Source organism: Tardiphaga sp. OK245, from assembly GCF_900108575.1.
Classification (GTDB): Bacteria; Pseudomonadota; Alphaproteobacteria; order Rhizobiales; family Xanthobacteraceae; genus Tardiphaga; species Tardiphaga robiniae.
On sequence record NZ_FNWZ01000001.1, the window covers coordinates 353,347 to 379,188 of the forward strand.

General features: G+C 62.5%; 20 protein-coding genes. 10 read left to right on the plus strand and 10 right to left on the minus strand.

Translation table 11 applies throughout. The features are described from left to right. Positions 1-50 precede the first annotated feature (50 nt). Positions 51-1,283, minus strand: a complete 1,233-nt coding sequence (locus BLW80_RS01575) for a tetratricopeptide repeat protein (RefSeq protein WP_170849543.1) — start codon at positions 1,281-1,283, stop codon at positions 51-53. A 399-nt stretch (positions 1,284-1,682) separates the two neighbouring features. On the opposite strand from BLW80_RS01575, the gene BLW80_RS01580 reads away from it, so the two are divergent. Continuing rightward, positions 1,683-2,708, plus strand: a complete 1,026-nt coding sequence (locus BLW80_RS01580; protein ID WP_244527893.1) for an SMP-30/gluconolactonase/LRE family protein — start codon at positions 1,683-1,685, stop codon at positions 2,706-2,708. A 154-nt stretch (positions 2,709-2,862) separates the two neighbouring features. Here BLW80_RS01580 and ppc read toward each other — a convergent pair whose 3' ends face one another. The 6 genes from ppc to BLW80_RS01610 form a co-directional block, all read right to left on the minus strand. Continuing rightward, positions 2,863-5,640 carry a phosphoenolpyruvate carboxylase gene (gene ppc, locus BLW80_RS01585; protein ID WP_420882356.1) on the minus strand — a complete coding sequence of 926 codons (2,778 nt, stop codon included), beginning with the start codon at positions 5,638-5,640 and terminating at the stop codon, positions 2,863-2,865. 259 nt (positions 5,641-5,899) lie between these two features. Beyond that, the gene (locus tag BLW80_RS01590; protein WP_244527895.1) at positions 5,900-6,823 is read right to left on the minus strand and encodes an NAD(P)-dependent oxidoreductase; all 924 of its coding nucleotides are present in this window, start codon (positions 6,821-6,823) and stop codon (positions 5,900-5,902) included. Between the two features lie 5 nt (positions 6,824-6,828). Then, a complete protein-coding gene (locus tag BLW80_RS01595) occupies positions 6,829-7,815 on the minus strand; it encodes a tripartite tricarboxylate transporter substrate binding protein (RefSeq protein ID WP_244527897.1) in 987 nt (328 codons plus the stop codon). A 60-nt stretch (positions 7,816-7,875) separates the two neighbouring features. After that, a complete protein-coding gene (locus tag BLW80_RS01600) occupies positions 7,876-8,682 on the minus strand; it encodes a transporter substrate-binding domain-containing protein (protein ID WP_244527899.1) in 807 nt (268 codons plus the stop codon). Between the two features lie 10 nt (positions 8,683-8,692). After that, the gene (locus BLW80_RS01605) at positions 8,693-10,237 is read right to left on the minus strand and encodes an acyl-CoA synthetase (RefSeq protein ID WP_093756570.1); all 1,545 of its coding nucleotides are present in this window, start codon (positions 10,235-10,237) and stop codon (positions 8,693-8,695) included. Positions 10,238-10,414: 177 nt separating this feature from the next. After that, the gene (locus tag BLW80_RS01610) at positions 10,415-11,224 is read right to left on the minus strand and encodes a crotonase/enoyl-CoA hydratase family protein (RefSeq protein WP_093756571.1); all 810 of its coding nucleotides are present in this window, start codon (positions 11,222-11,224) and stop codon (positions 10,415-10,417) included. A gap of 112 nt (positions 11,225-11,336) precedes the next feature. Between BLW80_RS01610 and BLW80_RS01615 the strand changes: the two genes are divergently transcribed. Then, positions 11,337-12,209: an SDR family oxidoreductase gene (locus BLW80_RS01615; protein WP_089265117.1), complete on the plus strand. Its 873-nt coding sequence runs from the start codon at positions 11,337-11,339 to the stop codon at positions 12,207-12,209. A gap of 67 nt (positions 12,210-12,276) precedes the next feature. Here BLW80_RS01615 and BLW80_RS01620 read toward each other — a convergent pair whose 3' ends face one another. Further along, positions 12,277-12,570 (minus strand): hypothetical protein, encoded by a 294-nt coding sequence (locus tag BLW80_RS01620; protein WP_139285773.1) that lies wholly within the window; start codon positions 12,568-12,570, stop codon positions 12,277-12,279. 240 nt (positions 12,571-12,810) lie between these two features. Between BLW80_RS01620 and BLW80_RS01625 the strand changes: the two genes are divergently transcribed. From BLW80_RS01625 to BLW80_RS01640, 4 genes are all read left to right on the plus strand, one after another. Further along, on the plus strand, positions 12,811-13,614 hold the full coding sequence (locus tag BLW80_RS01625; RefSeq protein ID WP_210185293.1) for an AraC family transcriptional regulator: 804 nt from the start codon (positions 12,811-12,813) through the stop codon (positions 13,612-13,614). Between the two features lie 109 nt (positions 13,615-13,723). Then, on the plus strand, positions 13,724-15,301 hold the full coding sequence (locus tag BLW80_RS01630) for a fatty acid--CoA ligase (protein ID WP_093756574.1): 1,578 nt from the start codon (positions 13,724-13,726) through the stop codon (positions 15,299-15,301). A 212-nt stretch (positions 15,302-15,513) separates the two neighbouring features. Then, positions 15,514-17,046, plus strand: a complete 1,533-nt coding sequence (locus tag BLW80_RS01635; RefSeq protein ID WP_093756575.1) for an SUMF1/EgtB/PvdO family nonheme iron enzyme — start codon at positions 15,514-15,516, stop codon at positions 17,044-17,046. A gap of 27 nt (positions 17,047-17,073) precedes the next feature. Next, a complete protein-coding gene (locus BLW80_RS01640; protein ID WP_089265122.1) occupies positions 17,074-17,499 on the plus strand; it encodes a DUF4399 domain-containing protein in 426 nt (141 codons plus the stop codon). Positions 17,500-17,603: 104 nt separating this feature from the next. On the opposite strand, the gene BLW80_RS01645 is transcribed toward BLW80_RS01640, so the two are convergent. After that, the gene (locus BLW80_RS01645) at positions 17,604-18,092 is read right to left on the minus strand and encodes a phasin family protein (RefSeq protein WP_244527903.1); all 489 of its coding nucleotides are present in this window, start codon (positions 18,090-18,092) and stop codon (positions 17,604-17,606) included. Between the two features lie 491 nt (positions 18,093-18,583). Here BLW80_RS01645 and BLW80_RS01650 point away from each other — a divergent pair, with 491 nt between their 5' ends. The 4 genes from BLW80_RS01650 to BLW80_RS01665 all read left to right on the plus strand — a co-directional run bounded on the left by BLW80_RS01650 (position 18,584) and on the right by BLW80_RS01665 (position 25,536). Continuing rightward, positions 18,584-20,125, plus strand: coding sequence for a WS/DGAT/MGAT family O-acyltransferase (locus tag BLW80_RS01650; protein ID WP_093756577.1), 1,542 nt, complete (start codon positions 18,584-18,586; stop codon positions 20,123-20,125). A gap of 9 nt (positions 20,126-20,134) precedes the next feature. Further along, positions 20,135-21,130, plus strand: a complete 996-nt coding sequence (locus BLW80_RS01655; RefSeq protein ID WP_093756578.1) for an alpha/beta fold hydrolase — start codon at positions 20,135-20,137, stop codon at positions 21,128-21,130. Positions 21,131-21,158: 28 nt separating this feature from the next. After that, the gene (locus BLW80_RS01660) at positions 21,159-24,392 is read left to right on the plus strand and encodes a bifunctional cytochrome P450/NADPH--P450 reductase (RefSeq protein WP_093756579.1); all 3,234 of its coding nucleotides are present in this window, start codon (positions 21,159-21,161) and stop codon (positions 24,390-24,392) included. A gap of 166 nt (positions 24,393-24,558) precedes the next feature. Then, on the plus strand, positions 24,559-25,536 hold the full coding sequence (locus BLW80_RS01665; protein ID WP_093757292.1) for an alpha/beta hydrolase: 978 nt from the start codon (positions 24,559-24,561) through the stop codon (positions 25,534-25,536). 8 nt (positions 25,537-25,544) lie between these two features. Here the strand turns inward: BLW80_RS01665 and BLW80_RS01670 are convergent, their stop codons facing one another. Then, positions 25,545-25,799, minus strand: a complete 255-nt coding sequence (locus tag BLW80_RS01670) for a DUF6489 family protein (RefSeq protein ID WP_089265127.1) — start codon at positions 25,797-25,799, stop codon at positions 25,545-25,547. Positions 25,800-25,842: the final 43 nt, after the last annotated feature.

Consider the following 25,842-nt stretch of genomic DNA (forward strand, 5'->3'; position numbering starts at 1 on the left):
CGGCAAACGTCAAAAAAGGGGCAGTGCCAACGCTGCCCCTTTTTTATTGATCAGCGCGCCGCCTGCTGCCGCCTGAGCTCGGCGCGAGCCGCGTCACGCTCGAATTCGCCATCGCCCCGGCACACTTCAGCTGCCTGTTTCAGATAGGGCAGCGCCTCCTGCGGCTTGTGCTTCACCATCAGATACTGGCCGAGATAGAACGACACGCCGCAAGGACCGAAGTCGTCCTCCAGCCGCATGTTCTTCATTTTGGCGAGCATCTCCTCCCGACTCATCTGGCCGAGATAGACCGCGACCATCGGCCATGGCCAGCCCTTGCGATCGAGCTTGTCGGTATTGCGTTTCAGCTCGCCGATGTCGTTGTCGCCGCTGCGCGCCCGCGCGATGTAGCGTAGCAGCTTGCCCAGCTCGTATTCCGGCGTCTTCTCGACCACATCGCCGAAATCGGCGGCAGCCTCGGCGAAATGTCCCTCGATGAAGTTCATATGCGACCGCCGGTTGCGGGTGTCGGGATCATCCGGCCTCAGCTTCAGCGCCGCATCCAGGTCCGGGATCGCGCCGGCGAAATCGCCCTTGCGCGCGAAGGCGATGCCGCGGTCAACATGGGCGCCGACGTCGTTCGGATTGCCGGCCAGAACGACATCGAAATCCGCGATCGCGCCGTCATTGTCGCCGCGTCGAATCCTGATGTCGGCGCGACCACGGTGGGCATAGCTGTCGCCGGGCTCGATCTGTAGCGCAGCGTCATAGTCGGCCAACGCCCTCTCGTAGTCTTTCTTGGCGGCACGGCTGTTGCCGCGCAATGCAAACGCCGCATAGTCTTTCGGATCGAGGCGGATGGCTTCCGAGAAATCCGCGATCGCGCCATCGATGTCGGCCAATCTCTTCCGCAACATTCCGCGTCCGCGGTGGTAGGACGAATTGCCCGGCTGCAGGCGAATCGCCTTGTCATAGTCGGCGCGCGCCCGCACGAAATCGCCCTTGGATTCATAGGCGCTCGCCCGCGAGCCGAAGCCCGAGGAGTAAGTGGGATCGAGGGCGATCGCCTTGTTAGCATCCGCGATAGCCAGATCGAATTCGTCGAGGCGGTTGTGGACCATGGCGCGCGCGCCATAGCCTTTCGCAAAATCAGGATTGAGTGCGATGAACGCAGTAAAATCCGCGCGCGCCGCCTCCATATGGCCGAGTTCGAAGTTCCCGATGGCGCGAAGGCGAAGCGCTTCGGAGCGCTCGGCATCCGTTGCGCCGGGACGATCGATGATATCGCTACAGCCTGCGATCATCCGCTGATCCATCGGCGGGCGACATCCATTATCCGCGTGTGCTGACAATGATGTGGCGAACAGCAATGCTGCAGAAGCGACTGCAACACATATGTGACAGCGAAACAACGACATGGGGAACCGCGCATCAAATGAGAGCTTTGGTGTTGGTCGCATGGAACTATCAAAACGTTCACTGCGCTGCGATGCGCGCTTGTGCACCGCCATGACCGCGCGGCAGCATCGAATTGTGTAGCATCGCCGTCGCAACGGTATTTAGACTGCTGGCAATAACTGGAGCAAACCAGAAAAGCCGGGAGGACGACGATGCCAACTCAGCTCGACGCGAACGACGCAGTTCAACCCGCCGCAATATCCAACTCACTCAGTCGCAGAAAAATCCTGAGCGGCGCCGCGGCAATGGCCGCGACATCGCTGATCGCGCCCGATGCGCTGGCGCGAAATTTCAACCGCGGCGCGGAACCGCAGCGCTATCCCGATCCCGATATCGTCGTCATCGACGCCAATCGCTTCAAGGCGAGAGTCGGCAACACCGTCATCAAGCGGCTCTATACGGGCTGCCTGTGGGCGGAGGGACCGGCGTGGAATGCACAGGGTCAGTATCTGATCTGGAGCGATATCCCTGCCAATCGCCAGTTGCGTTATCTCGACGATGACGGCCACATCTCCGAGCGCTTCCGCTATCCATCCGAGGAGAGCAACGGGAATTCGTTCGACACAGAGGGCCGCCAGCTTTCCGCGCAGCGCACGCGCCTTGTCCGCTTCGAGCACAATGGCAGCGTCACGACGCTGGCTGAACAGGCAAACGGCAAGCCGCTGAACGGGCCGAACGATATGGTGGTCAATCCGATCGACAAGGCGATTTGGTTCACCGATCCCGGCTACGGCGCCATCAATCTCTATGAAGGACAACGCGCGGCGCCGGGCGTCACGCAGCCGCACCAGAAGGAAGCGGTATATCGCATCGATCCAACGAACGGCCAGATCAGCAAGGTCGCAGACGATCCGTTCAAGCCGAATGGTCTGGCCTTCAGCCCGGACTACAAGAAGCTCTATGTCTGCGACACCGGCATCACGCATTATCCCAATGCCAAGAATGTCGTCTGGCAGTACGACGTCGACGGCGGCAAGCTCTCGAATGGCAAGCCGCTGATCGACATGACGCTGGATGGCAAGTCCGGCTTCCCTGACGGGCTGCGCGTCGATACCGAAGGCAATATCTGGGTCGGTGCCGGCTGGGTCGGCGACGGCTATGACGGCGTGCAGATCTTCGCGCCGGACGGCCAGCGCATCGGCCAGATCAAGCTTCCGGAGACCTGCGCGAATGTCTGTTTCGGCGGCAAGAAGCGCAACCGGCTGTTCATGACGGCGAGCCAGTCACTCTATGCGGTCTATGTGGAAACGCAGGGCGCGCATTTCTGTTGAGGGGCCTACGTCGCAGCCAGCGGCTTCGCGCAACTCTCTCCACGTCATGCCCGGGCTTGACCCGGGCATCCAGCTTTGCGGCAAGCAACGGAGAAGATGGATGGCCGGGTCAAGCCCGGCCATGACGTAGGGAGAGGACGTAGCCTCTCGACGACTACCCGCTGTTCCTGAGTCCCGCCGAGATCCCGTTGATCGTCAGCTGAATCCCACGCAGCACCTGCTCGTCCGGATTATTCGCGCGGTGCTCTTTCAGCAGCTCGACCTGCACGTGGTTGAGCGGATCGAGATACGGGAAGCGATTGCGGATCGAGCGATCGAGCAGCGGATTGTTTTGCAGCAGGCGCTCCTGCTCCATAATATCCAGCAGCGTCTCGATGCACAGATGCCATTCGCCGCGGATGCGGCCGAAGATGGTCTCGCGCAGCTTCTGGTCGGCGACGAGCTCAGCATAGCGCGAGGCGATGGCGATGGAGCTCTTGGCCAGCACCATGTCCATGTTGGACAGCAGCGTGCGGAAGAACGGCCATTCGCGGTGCATCTCCTGCAGGAAGGCCATGCCCTTGTCGGGATGATTGGCGAGCCACGCCTCGATGGCGCTGCCGAAACCGTACCAGCCCGGCAGCATCAACCGGCATTGCGCCCAGGAGAACACCCAGGGGATGGCGCGGAGATCCTCGATAGCGCGGGTCTTCTTGCGCGAGGCCGGACGGCTGCCGATGTTCAGCGTCGAGATCTCGTTGATGACGGTAGATTCCCAGAAGTAATCGACGAAGCCTTCGGTCTCGTAGACGAGGCCGCGATAAGCTTTGAAAGCGAGTTCGGAAATCTCCTCCATGGCTTCGAGATATTCGCGGCGCGGCGCGCTGTGCTTCGGCGCCAGCAGGCTTGCTTCCAGCGTTGCAGCGGCGAGGATTTCCAGATTGTTGCGGCCGACCTCGGCGTTGGAATATTTGCTGGAGATGATTTCCCCCTGTTCGGTGATGCGGATCTGCCCATCCACCGCGCCGCCGGGCTGCGCCAGGATCGCATCGTGGCTCGGGCCGCCGCCGCGGCCCACAGAGCCGCCGCGGCCGTGGAACAGCCGCAGCCGGATGTGATGCCGCTCGAACACTTCGATGAGCTCGATCTCGGCCTTGTACAGTTCCCAGCCGGAGGTGACGAAGCCGCCATCCTTGTTGCTGTCGGAATAGCCGAGCATGACTTCCTGCACCGCGCCGCGGCTATCGACCAGCTTGCGATAGTCGTGCAGCGAGAACATGCGGTCCATGATGGCTGCAGAGGCCTGCAGATCCTCGATGGTTTCGAACAACGGCACGATGTTGATGCCGCTGCGGCCGGAGCAATCGACGAGCCCCACCTCCTTCAGCAGCACTGCGACTTCGAGCATGTCGGAGACGCCCTTGCACATGGAGATGATGCATTGGGGGATTGCCGCCGCGCCGAATTTCGCATGAACCTGCGCCGCCATACGGAACAGTGCGAGTTCGCCGAGCGTCTCATCGCTGTATTTGACGAACAGCGAGCCGAGCGGCCGCGCATTCTTCAATTCATTCGTCAGCAGCGCGATGCGCGCTTCCTCGCCGAGCGCGAGATAGGACGTGCCGGGCATCGCCGCATCGATCAGTTCGGCGACGGTGCGCTCATGCACAGCGGAATTCTGCCGGATGTCGAGACTGGCGAGATAGAAGCCGAAACAATCCACCGCGCGGCGCAGTTGCCGCAGCCGGCCGCGGGCGATGACTGCGGAATTATCAGCGATCAGCGAACGATCGAGCACGTCGAGATCGGCCTTGAACTCCTGCGCCGATGCGTAAGCCGGGGCATCGCCCACGGCCGCGCGGCGGTTCGGCAATTCGAGCGCATGGGCCGTTGCCGCCATGCGGGCATAGACGCCGGAGATCGCCAGACGATAGGGCTCGCCGGCGCGGTGCGGCGATGGATCAGGAGAGCGTTCGGCCAATGCGCGCAGCTCATCGGAGACATCGGCGAGATGCGCCGCCATCGACAGCTCTGCGCCCAGCGCGTGAAGTTCGTCGAGATAGAAGCTGAAGGCGCGCCTGCTCTGCAGCATCATGGTGCCGCGCATCACATCTGCCGTGACGAACGGATTGCCGTCGCGGTCGCCGCCGATCCAGCTGCCCATGCGCAGGAACGAGCCGAGTTCGGCAGCGCCGCCCTGCGCGCGCAGGCTGTCCTCCAGCACGCAATGCAGACGCGGCACCTCACGCAGGAACGTGTAGTCGTAGAACGACAATCCGTTGGCGACTTCGTCGAGCACCGTCAACTTGCTCCGGCGCAGCAGATTGGTCTGCCACAGGGTGACGACGGCGCGGCGCAATTGCTCTTCCGACGCCTCGATCTCCTCGGCGGTGAGCTGCATGCGCTCGCGCCGGTCCAGCAATGCCGCGATTTCCATTTCGCGGTCGATGGTGCTCTTGCGCCGCACTTCGGTGGGATGCGCGGTCAGCACCGGCGAGATCAGCGCCTGTCCGAAGAACTTGCTGAGCAGCGCGGCATCGATGCCGGCCTCGCGCGCGCGCTTCACCGCATGGGCCAGCGTGCCCGATGCGTTGGCCGCATTCGCGCGCTGCGCCCGCATCCGGCGGATGTTGTTCTGGTCCTCCGCTATATTGGCGAGATGGGAGAAATAGCTGTAGGCGCGAACGATGCGCACGGTCTCGGCGATCGACATGCCGTCGAGAATGGCTTCGAGTTCACGCCGCGCCAGCTTGTCCTCGTCGCGGTGAAAACGGACCGAGGTCTGACGGATGTTTTCGACCAGGGCGAATACCGCTTCGCCTTCCTGATCGCGCACGGTGTCGCCAAGGATGCGGCCGAGCAGCCGGATGTCCTCGCGCAGCCGGGCATCGGCCTCCTGGTGAGCAGGATCGTCACCGCGCTGGGATGCGGGTTCTTCGGTGGACAGGGTCAGGGACACAAGGACGCTCCAGGAAGTTGCCGGCGCCCCATTTGGTCGCAAGTCATGCTGCGACGCAAGACGAAGTTGTGTGGCGGATGACGACCCTCAGGTGTCGTCCCCGCGAAGGCGGGGACCCATAACCTCCGACAAAGAAATATAGACGGCAGAGCCGCGGCGATCCCGCTTCAACTAAAGCCTCGGTGTGTATGGGTCCCCGCCCCGCGTGCGCCGAAGGCGCACTAGGCGGGGACGACAACCGCGTTTACGGAACTCAGCCCTTCGGCTTCACCTTCGCCAGAATCCGATCCGCCTCTGTCCGCCAGTCGGCGCTGCGCGCGAAACCCGCCTCATCCTTGGTACCGAACAGGCCATCATCGGCGAGATCGGCGACCCAGCCCTGCCGCTCGGCCGTCCCTTCCGCCGACCATGGCGTGAGGCCGATCTCGCGCACGGTCTCGGCGACCTCGCGGACTTCCTCGCTGCGGCGGCGGCCGTGTTCGATGACACGTTGGAAGAAATAGGCGCCCTGCTTCTCCCAGTCGATGCTCGGAAACGTCTCGACCAGCGAGGCAATCACCGCGTCCTCGACGCCATAGGCGCGCGCGGTCGTAAAGCTCTCGATCACCATGGCCTCGAGGCCCTTGATCATGATGCTGCGGCACATCTTGGTGGCCGAGGCGACGCCAAGCCTGTCACTGGCGACTTTCGCATCGAAGCCGATGGCGTTGAGCAGCGGCGCGAGATCGCGCGCGCCGGTGCCGCCGAGCAGCAGCGGCACCCTGATGCGGTATGGCGGGATGGAGGTCATGACCGCGCCCTCGACATAGCGCCCGCCGGCGCCATCGATCAGCGCCGCCGCACGTTGCTTCGCGCCGGGCGATGCCGAGTTGAAGTCGAGAAACCACGCTTGCGGCTTCAGACCGGGCACGCAAGCCTGCGCGGCCGGCACGGTCTGGCTCGCGGTGACAGCGCAGACGATGAAGTCGGCGCGTGACGCCAAATCGGCATGCGAGGATGCGAGCGTGACGCCATGGGTCTCGGCATGGTCGCGCAGCGCCCCGGCATCTGCGCCGTCGAGCTTGAGATCATAGGCGCTGACGCGGAGATCCTGCTTGCGCAGGTCTTCGGCGAGAATGCGCCCGACTTCGCCATAGCCGATCAGGCCGACGTGCCACTGGTTCGAACGTTCAGTCATATTGCTTACTGGACCTTGATGTTTGCCGCCTTCAGCACCGGCCCCCATTTGTCCGCTTCGGCATGCATGAACTTGTCGAAATCTGCGGGCGAGGAACCGACCGGCGTGGCATCGATCTTCTTCAGCGCCGCCAGCACCACCGGATCCTTCAGCGCCGTCACCAGATCCGCATGGATCTTCGCCACGATATCGGCCGGCATGCCGGCAGGTCCGAGGAACCCCCACCACACCGCCGTATCATAACCGGCGACACCGGATTCGGCGACCGTCGGCACATTGGGCAGCGCCGCCGAGCGCGTCGCCGTCGTCACCGCGACGGCACGCACCGCGCCGCCTTCGAGCTGACCGACGATCTCGGGCAGCGGATTGATGCTCATGGGAATGTCGCCGGCAATCACCGCGGTGAGCGCAGGCGCACCGCCCTTGTAGGGAATCGAGACGATTTTCGTGCCGGCCATATGGTTCAGCAATTCGCCGGCAAGATGCGCCGAGGTGCCATTGCCCGACATGCCGTAGGACAGCGAGTCCGGCTTGGCTTTCGCCTGCGCCAGCAGCTCCTGCAGGTTCTTCGCCGGATTGTCCTTCGACACCACGATGGCCAGCGGCGAATAGGCGACTTCGCTGATCGCCGTGAAATCCTTGAACGTGTCGTAAGGCAGCTTCGGATAGAAGAACTGATTGAGCGGATGGCCCGATGCGACGAGGATCAGCGTATAGCCATCGGGCGGCGACTTCGCGAGGGCCTGCGAGGCGATGATGCCACCGGCGCCCGGACGGTTGTCCACCACCGGCTGCTGCCCCCAAGTCTTTGACAGCGACTGCGCAAAGGTCCGCGCCAGCACGTCGACCGCGCCGCCGGCCGCATAGGGTACGAGGATCGTCACCTGCTTGCTCGGAAACGTCTGGGCGTGCAGCGACGGGCTGGTGAAAGACAGCAGCGCAGCCGCCGTGGCGATGGCCAGTTTCATGGGCGCAGGCAAAGACACGGGCATGGGTTGTCGTCCCTCTTGTAATATCGCGCAACAATCTCGTGTCGTTGCTACTTGATATAGCTACTTGGCTGTGGTCGCGGCGCGCAGTCCGGACCGTGCGATGGCCGCATCGACCAGTCCCTGCGCCTTCACATCCTCGGTGAATTTGCGGACAAATACCATCCCCTCGTCGCGACCCTTGGGGATCGCGATGGCATGCCGCTCGACGCCCCAGCGTCCCTCCAGCACCTTCGCCCCCGGTGCCTGTTCGGCGAGTTCGAACAGCGTCGCCTTGTTGGTGGCGAACACATCAATGCTGCCGGCCATCAGCAGGCCGGGCGCAAGCCTGATGGCCGGCACGCGAACGACCTCGGCATTCTTCAAATCGCGCGACAGAACGGCATCGGATGAACTTCCGGCGGTGACGCCGACATGGACGCCTTTGACATCGACATCATCAGCCCCCGCAACCCTGGACTCTTTCGCGACGAGATAGCCAAGATCGCTTTCCAGATAAGACGGGCCGAAATCCATGTCCTTCGCACGCGCGGCCGACGCATTGGTGAAGGCGGCATCGACGGCGCCTGTCTTCACCGCTTCGAGAACCTCGGCATTCCTGGAGAACACCACCGGCTCATAGGGCACGCCCAATTGGCGCGCGAGCTCCTTGCCGAGATCGTAGCCGACACCACGCGGGCCTTCGGTTTGCGATACGAGAATAGACGTCGGTGTTCCCGGATAGAGCCCGACACGCAGCTTCCCGCTTGGAGCGAGGATCTGCTTCGGTTCGAGATCGACGGCGACTGCAGGACCGACAAACGCTGCCACCAGGAGAGCGATCGCCGCGATCTGCGCGGCAAGTTTGTTTCCAATCATTGCCACGCGCATCATCACCCTCCTAGATCGTCCGCCCAGCCTTGGCCCAATAAGGATCGCGCAGCCGGCGCTTGAAGATCTTGCCGGAGTCTTCGCGCGGCAGATTGCTCTGGATCTCCATCTGCTTCGGCACTTTATAGTCGGCCAGCGCCTTCTTGAGGTCCGCGCGCACAGTCGCAAGGTCGAGCACCACACCCGGCTGCGGCTCGATCACCGCCATCAGGGACTCGCCGAATTCCTCGTCGGGAATACCGAACACGGCACAGTCATGCACACCGGGCACGGCATGCAGCGCGGCTTCGATTTCGGCGGGATAAATGTTGACGCCGCCGGAGATCACCATGTCGCGCTTGCGGTCGCAGATGAAGACATAGCCGTCGGCATCGAGATAGCCGACGTCGCCGGAGGTGATGAAGCCGTCGCGGTCGATCTCGGCGCGCTTTTCGGGTTTGTTGTGATAGGTGAAATCCGGATTGCCTGATATGCGCGAATAGATCTCGCCGATCTCGCCCTGTGGCAGTATCTGGCCGTCATCGCCGAGAAAACGCAGTTCGGCGCCGGGCGCGATCTTGCCGACGGTGCCGGGCTTCTTCAGCGCGTCCTCGGAATTGGCGAAGGTCACCGCGCCCGATTCGGTCGAACCGTAGAATTCGTAGATCACCGGGCCCCACCAGTCGATCATCGCGGTCTTGACGTCGGCCGGGCACGGCGCAGCGGCATGGATGATGTGGCGCAGCGACGACATGTCGTATTTCTTGCGGACGTCTTCCGGCAGCTTCATCAGCCGGATGAACATGGTCGGCACCATGAAGATGGTGTCGATCTTCTCGTCCTGCACCACGCGCAGGAATTCTTCGGGATCGAAGCGCGGCATCATCACCAGCGCGCCACCGAGGCGCCCAGCGCGCAGCGCGAAGGCATTGGGCGCCGAGTGATAGAGCGGTCCGGGCAGCAAAGCGCGTGCACCGGGCTTGAGGCCATAGACGCGTGCACGCATCTGGTCGGCGGACGCCGCCTGCTCCGGCGTCGGCGCAAAACGGCGCACACCCTTTGGATGGCCGGTGGTGCCCGACGTGTAGATCATGTTGTGCGGCTGCGGCAGCGCGGGGCCGTCATAGGGCGCCTGTTCGGTCAGCCAGCTCTCCAGATCGATGGCGCCGTCCGGGGTGCCGAGCCGTGCGGGATCGACCTTGTAGTTCGCGATGATCTCCGGCGGCGTCGGCACGCTCAGCGACACGATGCCCTGCGGGATCGCCTCGCGCAGCTGATGCAACATGTCGGCATGGGCGATCAGGACGTTGCTGCCGGAATCCTTGATGACATAGGTGATCTCTTCCGGCTTGAAGTGCCAGTTTACCGGCACGCCGTAAGCGCCGAGCTGCGCCACCGCATAGGCGGCTTCGATAAACGCGATGTCGTTGCGCATCAGGATGCTGACGCTGTCGCCCTGCTTGACGCCAAGCCGCGACAACCCGCCGGCAATGCGGCTCGCACGTTCGGTCAGTTCGGCAAAGCCGCGGCGGCGATCGCCTGAGATGACGCCTTGAAACAGGGAATTTGTCGACATGGATACGTTTCCGGATTTTTGTTTTTGATTTTTGATGAACTCTTTGCCGTCATTGCGAGGAGCCCTTGCGACGAAGCAATCCAGTCTTCGTTTGTGACTTTCTGGATTGCTTCGCCCAAAGAAAGTTGGAAGTCCAACTTTCTCAGGGCTCGCAATAACGGCTGAGAACGTCGCGGGCTAATCCACAAATTTCGGCGCACGCTTCTCGATATTCGCGCGCACGGCTTCGGTCTGGTTCGGTCCACCCATCAGCTTCATCTGCTCGACGGATTCGGCGAGCAGCGCCGGGCCGGGATCGACCGTCAGATTGTTGAGCATGCGCTTGGCGGCGCGGATCGCGTCGGGGCTCTTGCCGGCGATCTCGCGCGCGGTCTCGAGCGCAGCGGCGCGCGGGTCGTCGCAGATGCGCGTGGCGAGGCCATAGCTCAGGGCTTCCTGTGCCGAGAAGATGCGGCCGGTATAAGTGAGGTCGCGCAGGATATCGTCGCGCACGAGGCTGGCGAGGATCGGCGTGCCCGCCATGTCGGGCACCAGGCCCCATTTGATTTCCATGACCGACATGCGCGTGTCCGGTGCGAGAAAGCGCATGTCGGCACCGAGCGCGACCTGGAAGCCGCCGCCGAAGGCGACGCCATGCACAGCGGCAATCACCGGCACCGGCAATTGACGCCAGCCCCACACCGCCTGCTGGGAGTGATTGCAAAGACCGTGCGTGCGCAGCGCGAGGTCACGCTTCTGACCGCCGCCGATACCGTCGCCGCCGCTCTCATTCATCGCGGCGAATCGTCCCATGTCGAGGCCGGCGCAGAACGCCCGGCCCTCGCCGGACAGCACGACCGCGCGCAGGCCCTTCTCGTGGCTCAGGCGCTCGGCGGTATCGACCAATGCCGCAAACATCGCCGCATCCAGCGCATTCATCTTGTCCGCGCGGACCAGCCGAACATCGGCAACGCCATCCGTCATGGACACAGAGATGCGGTCTTCCATGGGTGGTTTCCTTCCTAGACTTGTTTTTCTTCCCGCTTTACACGCAAGCGGTATCGGGTTTAGTCAATCAACTAATTAACCCGTCCGCATCCTCTTAAAGCAGGACCCTCCCATGTTCAATCAGCAGCTCCTCGCAGGCCGAAAAATCCTCGTCACCGGCGGTGGCACCGGTCTCGGCAAATCGATGGCGGCGAAATTCCTCGAACTCGGCGCCGAAGTGCATATCTGCGGTCGCCGCAAGGCTGTATGCGACGAGACCGCAACCGAGCTGATGGCGGAATTTGGCGGCAAGGTCTCCAGCCACGGTGTCGACATCCGCGACGCCGCGGCGGTCGATGCGATGATCGAAGGCATCTGGGCCGATGGCCCCCTCACCGACCTGATCAACAACGCCGCCGGAAATTTCATCTCGCGGACGCAGGACCTGTCGGCGCGCGGCTTCGACGCGGTCGCCAACACGGTGATGCACGGCACATTCTACATGACCCATGCAGTCGGCCGGCGCTGGATCGCCGACAAGGTGCCGGGCAACGTGGTCTCGATCACCGTGACCTGGGTACGCAATGGCAGCCCCTATGTGGTGCCCTCCGCCATGAGCAAATCGGCGATCCATGCCATGACCATGTCGCTGGCGACCGAATGGGGCCGCTACGGCATCCGCCTCAACACCATCGCGCCCGGCGAAATCCCCACTGAAGGCATGAGCAAGCGCATCAAGCCCGGCGACGAGGCCGGTGCACGCACCCGCGCGCAGAACCCGATGGGCCGCGTCGGCAAGATGGAAGAACTGCAGAACCTTGCGGTGTTCCTGATCTCCGGCGGCTGCGACTGGATCAGTGGCGAGACCATCGCCATGGACGGCGCACAAGCGCTCGCCATGGGTGGCAACTTCTATCAGCTGCGCGACTGGTCCGATGCCGAATGGATCCAGGCACGCGACAGCATCAAAGCGCAGAACGAAAAGGACAAGGCGCAGCGGGGGTAAGGGCCGCCAAAATAATTCGACCGGCAGCGAGGCTCTCCCATGCGGGAAGCCTCGCTTTGTTTTTTGATCAACGCGCAACCTGCAACCGCTCGTGCGCAACCCTCATGGCCTCGTCCTCGGACGCAACGACCGCGGAACTGATGCCGAACGCCTTCGTCGCAAGTGCCGACTGGGCCTCCACGAGAACGCGTGTGACGGCATTCGGCTCGACGGCAATGATGGCACGGCAAAGCAGCGCGAGCGTCGCTTTGTTGCGCTTGAGCCAAAGCCCCCTCGCTTTGCGATCTTCATGCGCCTCATCATGATGATGACTGGCCATGATCATGACGAAAGGCTGCTTGCGGCCGATGAGATCGTCCATCTCGACCTCCCACTGCGCCGCACTTCCCGGCTGAAGCTCATCGTGCCGGACCCACACGATCGGGAACGCCGCAACATCGTGAATGAGAAAGGCACCGCTATCGAGGCTCATCGTCGTCTCCTGACTGTTCGTTGATCTGCATGCGGAGATAGACCCGGTCGCTCAAACCCGTTAACGACATTCGGACGCAAAATAATGAGAATCGGCCAGGCTGGAGCGGTTCTGAAAAGGCATGGTGTCATGACCTCGCTCACCGAACGCCTCGACGGACCATCCGCAATCGCCATCTGGGGCAGCGATGAGCCCGGCGATGCATTTCGGCTCGGCACCCGCGAACTCGACTGGCATCATCACCGCCGCGGCCAGTTGTTCTGTATCGAAAGCGGATTGATCCGCCTGCACACGAAACAGGGCTCGTGGCTACTGCCGCCGCAGCGCATCGGCTGGCTGCCGCCCGGGCTCCATCACAAGGTGACCCTGAGCGGTGTACTGAGCGGATGGGGCGTGCTGCTGACGCCGGCCGCGAGCCGGACATTGCCGTCGCAGCCCTGCGTCATGGGTGTCAGCGATCTGCTGCGCGCGCTCGTCAGACGCGCTGCGGGTTGGACGAATGCGGATCGGCTCACGCCGGCGCAGACGCGCGTCGTGGCCGTGCTGCTCGACGAAATCCGCGGTGCTCCGCAGGAGCCGCTGCATCTGCCGATGCCGACGGATATCCGCGCCTTGCGTATCGCCAATGCGCTGATCCGGCGGCCGCATGACGCGCGCACGCTGCATGAGCTTGGCGAATGGGCTGGCCTGTCGGAACGAACGGCACGTCGCATCTTCATGGCGGAGACCGGCATGGGCTTCACGCAGTGGCGGCAGCAGGCGCGTCTCACGCTGGCGTTGGAACGGCTGGCCGCCAATGAACCCGTCGCGGATGTCGCCGAAGCGCTCGGCTATGCCACGTCCAGCAACTTCATCGCGATGTTTCGACGGGCGTTTGGCGAGCCGCCCGCGCGCTATTTTGCAAAACAGCGTAGGACGCGCAACGTCGGCTGAACGACCTCCCGGCACCTGTCTCACCGCACCGCAGCACCTTTCCCATCTTGTCAGCACAACCGGACGCCCGCACACTCGCCGCAACTAATAAACTGAGGGAGGGAGACACATGTCCGTTGCGGAAGCGGCCACGCTGGCCGATGTCATTCGCGTGCAAGCACAGACGCGCGGCGATTCAATTGCGCTGGTGTTCGAGGGCCGCGAGGCCAGCTACAGATCACTCGATCGCAATGCCAACCGGGTCGCCAACGGGCTCATTGCCCTCGGCATCAAGCCGAACGAACGCGTCGCCTATCTCGGCAAGAACAGCGACCTCTTCATCGAACTGCTGATCGGCGCCGTGAAGGCCAAGGTGGTGACGGCGCCGGTGAACTGGCGCCTCGCCGGACCGGAGATCGCCTTCATCATCGATGACGCGAAGGCACAGGTGCTGTTCGTCGGACCGGAATTCGTCGATCTCGTACGCAGCCTCAAGCCACAAATGCCGGGCGTGCGTATCGTCATGACCATGGAAGGCGGCGCAACCGAGTGGCAGGACTTTACGGCCTGGCGTGACGCGCAGAGCGAGCGCGATCCTAACCTCACAATGACCAAGGACGATGTCGCGATCCAGCTCTACACGTCGGGCACCACAGGAAAACCAAAAGGCGCGATGCTGTCGCATCAGAATTTCCTGTCACTGCTGCGCATCGGCGGCACCGACGAGAACCCTGACTGGAATGTCTGGACCGCCGACGACGTCTCGCTGGTGGCGATGCCGGTATTTCATATCGGCGGCGTCGGCTGGGCGGTGTTCGGCCTCTATCACGGCGCCAAGAGCGTGATCGCCAGGGAGTTCGATCCCAACAAGGTGCTCGATTTCTTCCGGGACTACGGCATCAGCAAACTGTTCCTGGTGCCGGCAGCGATGCAGTTCATCGTGCGGCAGCCGCGTGCGCGAGAGATGGATTTCAGCAAGTTGCGCTACATCATGTATGGCGCATCGCCGATCCCTGCCGCCCTGCTCAAGGAATGCATCAGCGTATTCGGCTGCGGCTTCGTGCAGATGTACGGGATGACCGAGACCACCGGTACCATCGTGGTGCTCGCCCCGGAAGATCACGTCGAGGGCCGCGACTGCATGCGCTCCGCCGGCAAAGCGCTGCCGGGGATCGAGATCGCCATTCTCGATGTCGACGGCAAGCCGCTTGATGTGGGCGAAGTCGGCGAGATCGCGACGCGCTCGGCGTCCAATATGGTGGGCTACTGGAATCTGCCGGACGCCACCGCGCGCACGCTCGGCCGCGACAACTGGCTGCGCACCGGCGATGCCGGCTATCTCGACAAAGACGGCTTCCTCTACATCCACGACCGCATCAAGGACATGATCATCTCCGGCGGCGAGAACATCTATCCCGCCGAAGTGGAGAGCGCGATCTGCGATCATCCGGATGTCGCCGAAGTCGCCGTCATCGGTATTCCCGACGATACATGGGGCGAAGCGGTGAAGGCCGTGGTGGTGCTGAAGCCCGGCAAGGAGCTCGGCGCAACCGAACTGATGAAGTTCACGCGCGAGCGCATCGCGGGATTCAAGGCGCCGAAGACCATCGACTTCATCGCAGCATTGCCACGCAATGCATCGGGCAAGATCCTGCGACGGCAGTTGCGCGATCCCTATTGGGTGGGGAAAGAGCGGCAGGTGAACTGAGAACCTGTGTAGCTACCGCCTTATCTGTCGGCGCTGGGTATATCGATACAGCGAATGCGAGGAACTTCGTCATCTCGCTACCGCGCGGCTCCTCCGGGATCAGCCAATTTGCGTTTTCAGCTAATTGTCTGACAGGGACGTTGAGCGTAGCGTCATGACGGTCGACCGAACGGCTAGTGAACCTCGTGTGTCCGTTGTAGAGGCGCGAAGTCATGCGCGGCGAGATTCGTGACATCAGTTCAGGCAGGGGTAAGGACCCTGCCACCCCGCGCGTCGGAACGCCGCGTCGCCTTGCGGCGATCGTTGTGGGGGACATCTGCGGATATAGCCGCCTCATGGAACTCGACGAGGAAGAAACGCATGCGCGCGTCAAGCGCATCGAGCGTGACCTCATCGAGCCGAGCATTACCGAGCACGACGGCAAACTCGTCAAAAGGACTGGCGATGGGTTCATTGCGATATTCGATAGTCCGGTCGAAGCCGTTCGATGCGGTATCGTCATCCAGCAAAGCATGATCGGACGCAACGCCGCGCTGCCAAAGAGCTCCTGGATCGAATATCGCATTGGCGTCAATCTGGGAGACGTGATCATCGAGCCCAATGATGTCTTCGGCGATGGCGTCAATATCGCTGCGCGCCTCGAGGGGATCGCCGACCCCGGCCAAGTGTACATCTCGGGTGGCATCTACGAGCAGATCAAGCACAAGCTCGTCTGCGGCTACGAGTCGCTTGGAGACCGCAAGATCAAGAACATTACCGATCCGGTGCGCGTTTACCGGGTGCTTCCTGATCCCGCGGCATTCAACAAGGCGCGGAAGCGGCGTGAACATGTTCTGATCGTTTCGTTTTGCGCCATCCTGCTGGCTCTCGCAGGCGCCGGCGTCTGGTACATGAAGACTTATCCGCGCAGTGAAATCGGCAATCAGGCGTCAGCTCCCGTAACGCCTCCGCAAGAGACAGGGAATGCAAGCACCCGATCAGCGCCCGCGCCCGCCGCCAAGCAAGCCCGGCCTGAACCTGCTCCGGTGGTAACGCCTGCCCCGCCTCCGCCGCCAGCACCACCAAAGCCGGTCATAGAGCCCGTCATGGTCCCGCTCCCTGGCGGGACCTTCGCGATGGGCAGCAATGACGACATATCGGAAAAGCCGGTCCACCAGGTCACGATCAAGCCCTTCGCTATCAGCAAGTATCCGGTCTCGGTTCGGGAATGGAACGCGTGCGCTGCTGCGAATGCATGCGCGTTTCTGGTGACAGGGCGGGACGACATTCCGGTCACGGATGTGAGCTGGACCGATGCCAAGCAGTTTGTCGCATGGCTCGCGAAGGAAACGCAAAAAGCCTTCCGGCTCCCGAGCGAAGCTGAATGGGAGTATGCCGCGCGTGGCGGCACGCAAACGAAATACTGGTGGGGCGATCAGCTCCAGCCCGGCATGGCCAATTGCAAGAACTGCACGGACGCCGCCGCCGAACAGCCGCTCAAGCTCGGCAGTCTGAAGCCAAATCCGTTCGGGCTCTACGATATGGGTGGCGGCGTCAATCAATGGACAGAGGATTGCTGGCACAAGAACTATCAGGGTGCCCCGCAGAACGGCGCGCCATGGGTCGAGAACGACTGCGTCTCGCACGTCATTCGATCGGGCTCCTGGAAAAACGATGCGCGTTACGTCCGACCCGCAAGCCGCGATGGCTACGACACCAATGTGCGATATCCGACCCACGGCTTCCGGATTGCCATTTCGTCCTGAGACCGCCCCCGAAGGAAAGGCTGCGTCATGAGGATCACCGGGCTCATCGTGTTGTCCGCCATGCTGTCAACGGCGCCCCTTGCAGTCCATGCGCAAGGAAAGTCCGCACCGAAGGATGCGGTCCTCTATTTCGTGTGGCCACAGGACAAAGCGGTGATCAAGGGCGGGTTCTGGTGTCGTTTCGGTTTGCGCAACATGGGCGTCACTCATGCAGGCGATAATTTCCAGAACAGCGGCCATCATCATTTGCTGATCGATGTGAATGACCCGCTCGATCCGAAGGAGCCGATCCCGCAGGACAAGTCGCATCTCCATTTCGGAGCCGGCCAGACCGAAGCACGCATCGAATTGCCCCCCGGCAAACATACGCTCCAGCTCGTGCTGGGAGACGGCGCTCATTATCCCTTCAACCCGCCAATTGTCTCGAACAAGATCACCGTGACAATCAAGTGAGCGTGCTTCCGATGCCGGGACGCACGGCCTGCTCTGGCGGAACGACGAAAAAAAGGCCCGCTTGCGCGGGCCTTTCGAATTCATGTCGCTTGATCGCGTGTGGATCAGGCGGTCTTGGCGAACGACGTCGCCTTCGAGAAGTTGTCCTGCGCGCTCTTGGCGCCTTCCGACACGAGCTTGCCGAGATATTCGGTCGACGCCTTGGCGCGCGAGCTCAGCACTTCGCCATGGGCGCGCACGAGATCGGTCTGCACCTGGAAGGCTTCGGTCAGCGATTTCGCCGAAGCGAGCTTGTCGATGCCAGCGAAGAACGACTGGACGTCGGCATAGAACGCGTCCTGAACGTTGCGGCTGATCTTGGTCGCCTCAGAGACCGAGTTCGACACAGCGGTTTCGATGGCGGAGGTCACCTTCTCGGAATTGGCCTGGAAGTCGGCGGCCTTGTCCTTGGCAGTGCCGGCAGCGCGCTTGACGAAGTCACGGGTCGCTTCGGGCACTTCCATGTTCTGCAGCTTGGTGAACGCCTCGGTGACGGGCGCGAAAGCCTGCTTGACGTTGTTCAGCACGGAATTGGTTTCGGTTTCGATCGTCATGTTCGTCTCCATCCTCGGGTTGGGCCGCCTCTGCAAAGCTCATGCTTGCACTCAGGCTCGGCTCACCCCGTCCCGCCGTTGTGGGCCCGGGGTGCAACTTCTATGACATAGTAAATAATGCACTGCAACATCGATGGTGCATCGCAACATCACAAACCCGTGATATGCTCGGTAATCAGGCGGCGCCTGATGCATTAACGGGCTACCGCCGGAGATCTGAAACAGGAGAGTAACCGACGTGTTGATTTAGCTTTATAATTTAGCATTTCGAGCCGCGGATTCTTCGGATATCCAACTGGGCAAGGCAAATGGCACCTGCCCTTTAAGTCGGCAAACCGACCTCCCAACGCCTCGACGACCCCAGCCTTAAGTCGTGGGCCTGGCCGGTGTCCGGCCTCGCCTTTGCCATTGCATATTCGCCCCGCGCGCAGGCACACTCATCGGTAGAGCGCCGCAAAGGCGTCGGTGACCATGCGAGGGAGGGACGTATCATGGCGGAAGCCAGCAGGAAGCTGTCCTCAATGGACGCGTCGTTTCTGTATCTGGAAACGCCGGAGATGCCGATGCATGTCGGCAGCATGGCAATCTTTCGCCTGCCCGACGACTACAAGGGCGACTTCTTCGAGGACTTCAAGGCGATGATCGCCTCGCGCCTCCATGTGGCGCCGATCCTCAAGGCCCGACTGGAAAAGGCCCCGCTGGATATCGACCATCCCTCCTGGGTCGAGGACGACCAGTTCGACATCGATCGTCACATCTTCCGCGGCAGCCTGCCCGCGCCCCATGACCGTCCCACGCTGGAGCGCATCGTCGGCTGGATGCATGCCAAGCTGCTGAACCGCGCCCGGCCGCTGTGGGAGTTCTATGTTTTCGAGGGCATGAAGGACAACGAGATCGGCCTGTATTCGAAGATGCACCATGCCTGCATCGACGGCGGCGCCGGCGCGGCCCTCACCAGCATGATCTATGACGTGACGCCGATCCCGCGCGAGATCGAGAAGCCGGAAGTGCGCGCCAAGCAGCGTCAGGAGCCGCGCGATATCGCAGCGAGCTTCATCGACTCTTACCAGCAGCTCTGGCGTCAGCCGCTGGAGAATTCCGGAAAAGGCATCGAACTGCCGCGCTCCGGCAAGAGCGATATCGGCTCGATCCTGTTCGACAACGCCATGTTCCAGATCGAGAGCGCGGTGAAATTCGCCGGCTCGATCCCGACCATGGTGAAGAGCGCGTCCGACGTGATGGCGAAGATTGCCGATCCGAAATCGCGCGACAGTCTCAACAGCATGCTGTCGCCGCCGACGCTGCTCAACAAAACCATCTCCTCGGAGCGCAGCTTTGCCGGCGTGTCGGTGCCGCTGTCAGCCGCGAAGGCCGTTGCCAAACAAGCCGGCGGCAAACTGAACGACGTTGTGCTGGCGCTCTCATCAGGCGTTGTCCGACGCTATCTCAAGGAAAAAGGCGCCCTGCCCGCCAAGTCCCTGACTGCCGCGGTGCCGATCTCGCTGCGCGAGGAAGGCAACACCGATTCCAACAATCAGGTGTTCGGCATGATCTGCTCGATCGCCACTAATATCGAGGACCCAAAGGAGCGGCTGGAAGCGATCATCGCGCAATCGACAAAATCCAAGGAGATGTCGCATCCGCTACGCGCATTGATGCCGCAGGTCTCCAACATCTCCATGCTGGGCGCACCGATCATGGTGCAGATCCTGGCGCTGCTCTACAGCCGCACCAACCTCTCCGACGTGTTGCCGCCGGCGGCCAACATCACGGTGTCCAACGTGCCCGGTCCGCGGCAGACACTCTATGCGGCCGGCGCCGAGCTGCTGCACATCTTCCCGGTCTCCATCGCCACCCATGGGCTGGCGCTGAACATCACCGTGCAGAGTTATCGCGACCAGCTCGATTTCGGCTTCATTGCCGGCGCCAACATCATCCCGCATGTGCAGGTGCTCGCCGACATGATGCCGGACGAATTCGCGCTGCTGCAGGCGGCGTTTGCGCCGCCCGACGTTCTCAAGACCGCTAGCTAGGGAATAACCATGATTGAAATGCCCCCGTTGCAGTTCGCCAAGCTGAATGGCATTCGCATGGGATATTACGATGCCGGCCCCATGAGCGACACACCACCGATCGTGTTGTGTCATGGCTGGCCGGAAATGGCGTTCTCCTGGCGGCATCAGATCAAGGCACTGGCCGCAGCCGGCATCCGTGTCATCGCGCCGGACCAGCGCGGCTATGGCGCGACGTCGCGGCCCAACGCGGTCGAGGACTACAGCATCGAACATCTCACCGGCGATCTCGTCGCATTGCTCGATCATCTCAAGATCGACAAGGCGATCTTCGTCGGCCACGACTGGGGCGGCTTCATCGTCTGGCAGATGCCGCTGCGGCATCGCGACCGTGTCGCCGGTGTGGTCGGCGTGAATACGCCGCATACCGACCGCGCGCCGGTCGATCCGTTGCAGATCTACAAGAAGCGCTTCGGCGAGACGATGTATATCGTCCAGTTCCAGGATCCCGCGCGCGAGCCGGATCGCATCTTCGGCGAGAATGTCGACAAGGCGTTCGACTTCTTCATGCGCAAGCCGATGCCACGCAAGCACGCCAACGTTGGCGAAGCGCCGGTCGGCGGCATCGGCGCGTCGTCGAAGACCAATCTGGCATTTCCGCAAATGGTGGCGGGCTACGATCCCGCGAAGGACCCGCGCCAGAAGATTCTCTCCGACGAGGAAAAGCAAATCTTCGTCGACGCCTTCAAGGAATCCGGCTTCACCGGCGGCATCAACTGGTATCGCAACATGAGCGCCAACTGGGAGCGCGCCAAAGGGCTCGATCACACCGTGCGCGTGCCATCGCTGATGATCATGGCGGAGAACGACGCAGTGCTGCCGCCCTCCTCAGCCGACGGCATGGAAAACATCATTCCCGATCTGGAGAAATATCTGGTGAAGGACAGCGGTCACTGGACCCAGCAGGAGAAGCCCGACGAGGTCAGCCAGGTGCTGATCGACTGGCGGCGCCGGCGGTTCGGTTAAGCGCATACGGGCAGGAAAGATTTTTGAAATGACGTCCACCAACAAACTCGCCCCGATCCCGCATCCGCCGAAGAAACCGGTCGTCGGCAACATGCTGTCGCTGGACGCCAATGCGCCGGTGCAGGATCTGGCGCGGCTGAGCAAGGAGCTCGGGCCGATCTTCTGGCTGGACATGATGGGCTCGCCCATCGTGATCGTCGGCGGCCATGATCTGGTGGACGAGCTCAGCGACGAGAAGCGCTTCGACAAGGCGGTGCGCGGCGCGCTGCGCCGGGTCCGCGCGGTCGGCGGCGACGGACTGTTTACGGCTGATACCAAGGAGCCGAACTGGACCAAGGCCCACAACATCCTGCTGCAGCCATTCGGCAACCGCGCGATGCAATCCTATCACCCGAGCATGGTGGATATCGCCGAGCAGCTGGTGAAGAAATGGGAGCGCCTCAATACCGACGAGGAAATCGACGTCGTCCATGACATGACGGCGCTGACGCTGGACACCATTGGCCTGTGCGGTTTCGACTATCGCTTCAACTCGTTCTACCGCAGCGACTACCACCCCTTCGTGGAATCACTGGTGCGCTCGCTCGAAACCATCATGATGACCCGCGGCCTGCCGCTGGAAAGTCTGTGGATGCAGAAGCGCCGCCGCGATCTCGCCGGCGACGTCGCCTTCATGAACTCCATGGTCGACGAGATCATTGCCGAGCGCCGCAAGGCCGCCGAGGCGGCGGACGGCAAGAAGGACATGCTGGCGGCGATGATGACGGGCGTTGACCGCGCCACCGGCGAACAACTCGACGACGTCAACATCCGCTACCAGATCAACACCTTCCTGATCGCCGGCCACGAGACCACGTCGGGCCTGCTGTCATGTGCGATCTACGCGATGCTGAAACATCCGGAGGTGCTGAAGAAGGCCTATGAGGAAGTCGACCGCGTCTTCGGCCCCGATGTGAATGCCAAGCCGACCTATCAGCAGGTTACGCAGCTGCATTACATCACGCAGATCCTGAAGGAGTCGCTGCGGCTGTGGCCGCCGGCACCGGCCTATGGCATCGCGCCGGTACAGGACGAGACCATCGGCGGCGGCAAGTACAAGCTGCGCAAGGGCACCTTCGTCACCATCCTAGTGCTGGCGCTGCATCGCGATCCCTCGGTCTGGGGACCCAATCCCGACGCCTTCGATCCCGAAAATTTTTCGAAGGAGGCCGAAGCCGCACGGCCAATCAATGCGTGGAAACCGTTCGGCAATGGCCAGCGCGCCTGTATCGGCCGCGGCTTCGCTATGCACGAAGCCGCGCTGGCGCTCGGCATGATCCTGCAGCGCTTCAAGATGACCGACCACAAACGCTACCAGATGGTGCTGAAGGAAACGCTGACCATCAAGCCCGACGGTTTCAAGATCAAAGTGCGCCCGCGCCACGATCACGAGCGCGGCGCCTATGCCGGCCGCACAAACGTGGCCACCTCGGCTGCCGCGCCGCTCGCGCCCGTCGCCACCGGCCGCGCGCGGCCCAGCCATAACACACCACTGCTGGTGCTGTACGGCTCCAATCTCGGCACCGCCGAGGAACTGGCGACGCGCGTCGCCGATCTCGCCGAGGTCAACGGCTTTGCGACGAAACTCGCGCCGCTCGACGATTTCGTCGGCAAGCTGCCGACCGAGGGCGGCGTGCTGATCTTCTGCGCGTCCTACAACGGCGCGGCGCCTGACAACGCCACGCAATTCGTCAACTGGCTCGGCACTGATCTGCCGAAGGACGCCTTCGCCAAGGTGCGCTACGCGGTGTTCGGCTGCGGCAACAGCGACTGGCTGGCGACCTATCAATCAATCCCTAGATATATCGACGACAGACTGCGCGAACATGGCGCGACCAATGCCTATGTGCGCGGTGAAGGCGATGCGCGCGACGATCTCGACGGTCAGTTTGAAGACTGGTTTGCGAAACTGCGTCCGCTCGCGGTGAAGGAATTCGGCCTCGACACCGGCTTCGAGCGCAGCGCCGACGATGCACCGCTCTATCAGATCGAACCTGTCGCGCCGAGCGCGGTGAACACCGTCGTCGCCCTCGGCGGCGTGGTCCCGATGAAGGTGCTGGGCAACAGGGAATTGCAGAACGGTGCGTCCGATCGCTCGACACGTCATATTGAGATCGAGCTTCCTGCCGGGACCAGCTACCGCGTCGGCGATCACCTCAGTGTGGTGCCGCGCAACGATCCCGCGCTGGTCGATGCAGTCGCGCGCCGTTTCGGCTTCCTGCCGGATGACCAGATCCGGCTGCAGGTCGCGACGGGCCGCCGTGCGCAGTTGCCTGTCGGTGATGTCGTCTCTGTCGGCCGATTGCTGACGGAGTTCGTCGAGCTGCAGCAGGTCGCCACCCGCAAGCAGATCCAGATCATGGCGGAGAACACGCGTTGCCCGATGACCAAGCCGAAACTGCTCGGTTATGTCGGCGACGATCCCGCCGCAAGCGAGCGCTATCGCAGTGACATCCTTGCCAAACGCAAATCGGTGTTCGACCTCCTCGAAGAACATCCGGCCTGCGAATTGCCGTTCCACACCTATCTGGAAATGCTGTCGCTACTCGCCCCGCGCTATTACTCGATCTCGTCGTCGCCGCAAGGCGAGACGTCACGCTGCAGCGTCACCACCGCCGTGGTGCAAGGCCCGGCGCATTCCGGCCGCGGGATCTATCGAGGCGTCTGCTCCAACTATCTGAGCGGCCGCCGCGCCGGCGATACCGTGCATGCCATCGTGCGCGAGACCAAGGCCGGCTTCCGCCTGCCCGCCGATCCCGCGGTACCATTGATCATGATCGGACCCGGCACTGGCCTCGCGCCGTTCCGCGGCTTCCTGCAGGAGCGCGCGGCATTGAAAGCGCAAGGTGCTACGCTTGGCCCTGCGCTGTTGTTCTTCGGCTGCCGCCATCCCGATCAGGACTTTCTCTATGCCGAGGAGCTGAAGGGTTTCGCCGCCGATGGTATCTGTGAACTACACACCGCTTTCTCGCGCGGCGATGCACCGAAGACCTATGTGCAGCACCTCATCACCCAGCAGAAGGACCGCGTCTGGGATCTGATCCAGCAAGGCGCCATTACTTATGTCTGCGGCGACGGCGGCAAGATGGAGCCGGATGTGAAGGCATCGCTGATGGCGATCCAGCGCGAGCGCAGCGGCGGCGATGACGCTGCGGCGCTGACCTGGATCGACGACCTCGGCACACGCAATCGCTACGTGCTCGACGTCTGGGCCGGGAGCTAGCGAGAGGCCGATACCAGTTCCATTGTCACAATCGCTGTCACAAAAGCCCGCGCGCACTGTCACAATTGCCATACGCGCAATCTCTCATTAATCGCTGCGACGATTTGTTTGGCGCATGACGCGGTTGTCACTTTTTCGCAGGGACTTTCCGTGTCATATGTTTGACATGAGCCCACGTTCCGCCCGATCCCCCGAACCGATTGATGTCCCGTACGAGCCGCCACAGCTGGCGCGCGCGAACGGGATCGATATCTGTTTCGATGTGTTCGGCTATTCGGATGCGGAACCGATGGTGATGATCATGGGTCTTGGAGCCCAGATGATTCACTGGGACGACGACTTCTGCCGCGAATTGGCCAGCAATGGCTTTCGCGTGATCCGTTTCGACAACCGCGACATCGGCCTGTCCTCCAAGATGGCCGGCGGCAAGCCGTTCACTCTGTACGAACTGGCCAAGCTGCGCTTCCTCGGTACGCCCGTCTCCGCCCCTTACAAGCTCAGCGACATGGCGACCGATGTGGTGGCCCTGCTCGACGTGCTGCGCATCCGCTCCGCACATGTGGTTGGCGCCTCCATGGGCGGCATGATCGCGCAGGAAATGGCGATCACCTATCCGGAGCGCTTGCGCTCGCTGACCTCGATCATGTCGACCACAGGCAATCCGCGCCTGCCGCAGCCGAGCCGCGCGGTATCACTGCTGCTGCTGAAGCCGCAGCCGACCGGCTATGAGGCGTTCCTCGAACGCTTCAAGCAGACCTGGCTGTTCCTGCGGGTCGGCAGCTTCCCCGACGACGAAGCCAGGGATCTCGACCGCGCCGAGCGGACCTATGCCCGCGGCCTGAGCCCGGCGGGCGTCGGCCGTCAACTCCGCGCCATCCTCGCGTCGGGCAGCCGTAAAGAAAGACTCGCCACGGTCACCGCGCCAACGCTGGTGATCCACGGTAAGATCGATCCTCTGGTGCATCCGGCCGCCGGCCGCGATACGGCGGCGTCGATTCCCGGCGCAAAGTTGATGATGGTCGACCGGATGGGCCACGCTCTGCCGATCTCGATGTGGTCCCTGGTGATCGACGCCATCTCGCGGCATGCGCATGGCGCGAAGCTGCAGCAGCCGTTACAGGCCAACGGGCGCCGCGCGGGCTGAGCCCGCGCCTACTTCTTGTCCTTCGGCCGTGCAGCGCCGAGGCCGGCCATATTGGCGAACATCTCCTGGAAGCGCTCGCCCATCTTCGGATCGAACGAGAACCAGCTCTGCATGATCGACTCCGGCGAGAACTTGTCGATGTTGTCCATCATCTTTTTCTGCATCTGATCCATCATCGCCGACTGCATCGGCTGCACATCAGGCAGCCCCAGGAATTCGCGCGCCTCAAGCGGCGTACAGTCCACGGTGACGATCACTTTCATTATCAGCTCCTGAGGCAAACCGGCCGCTCACGCGAACATGGCG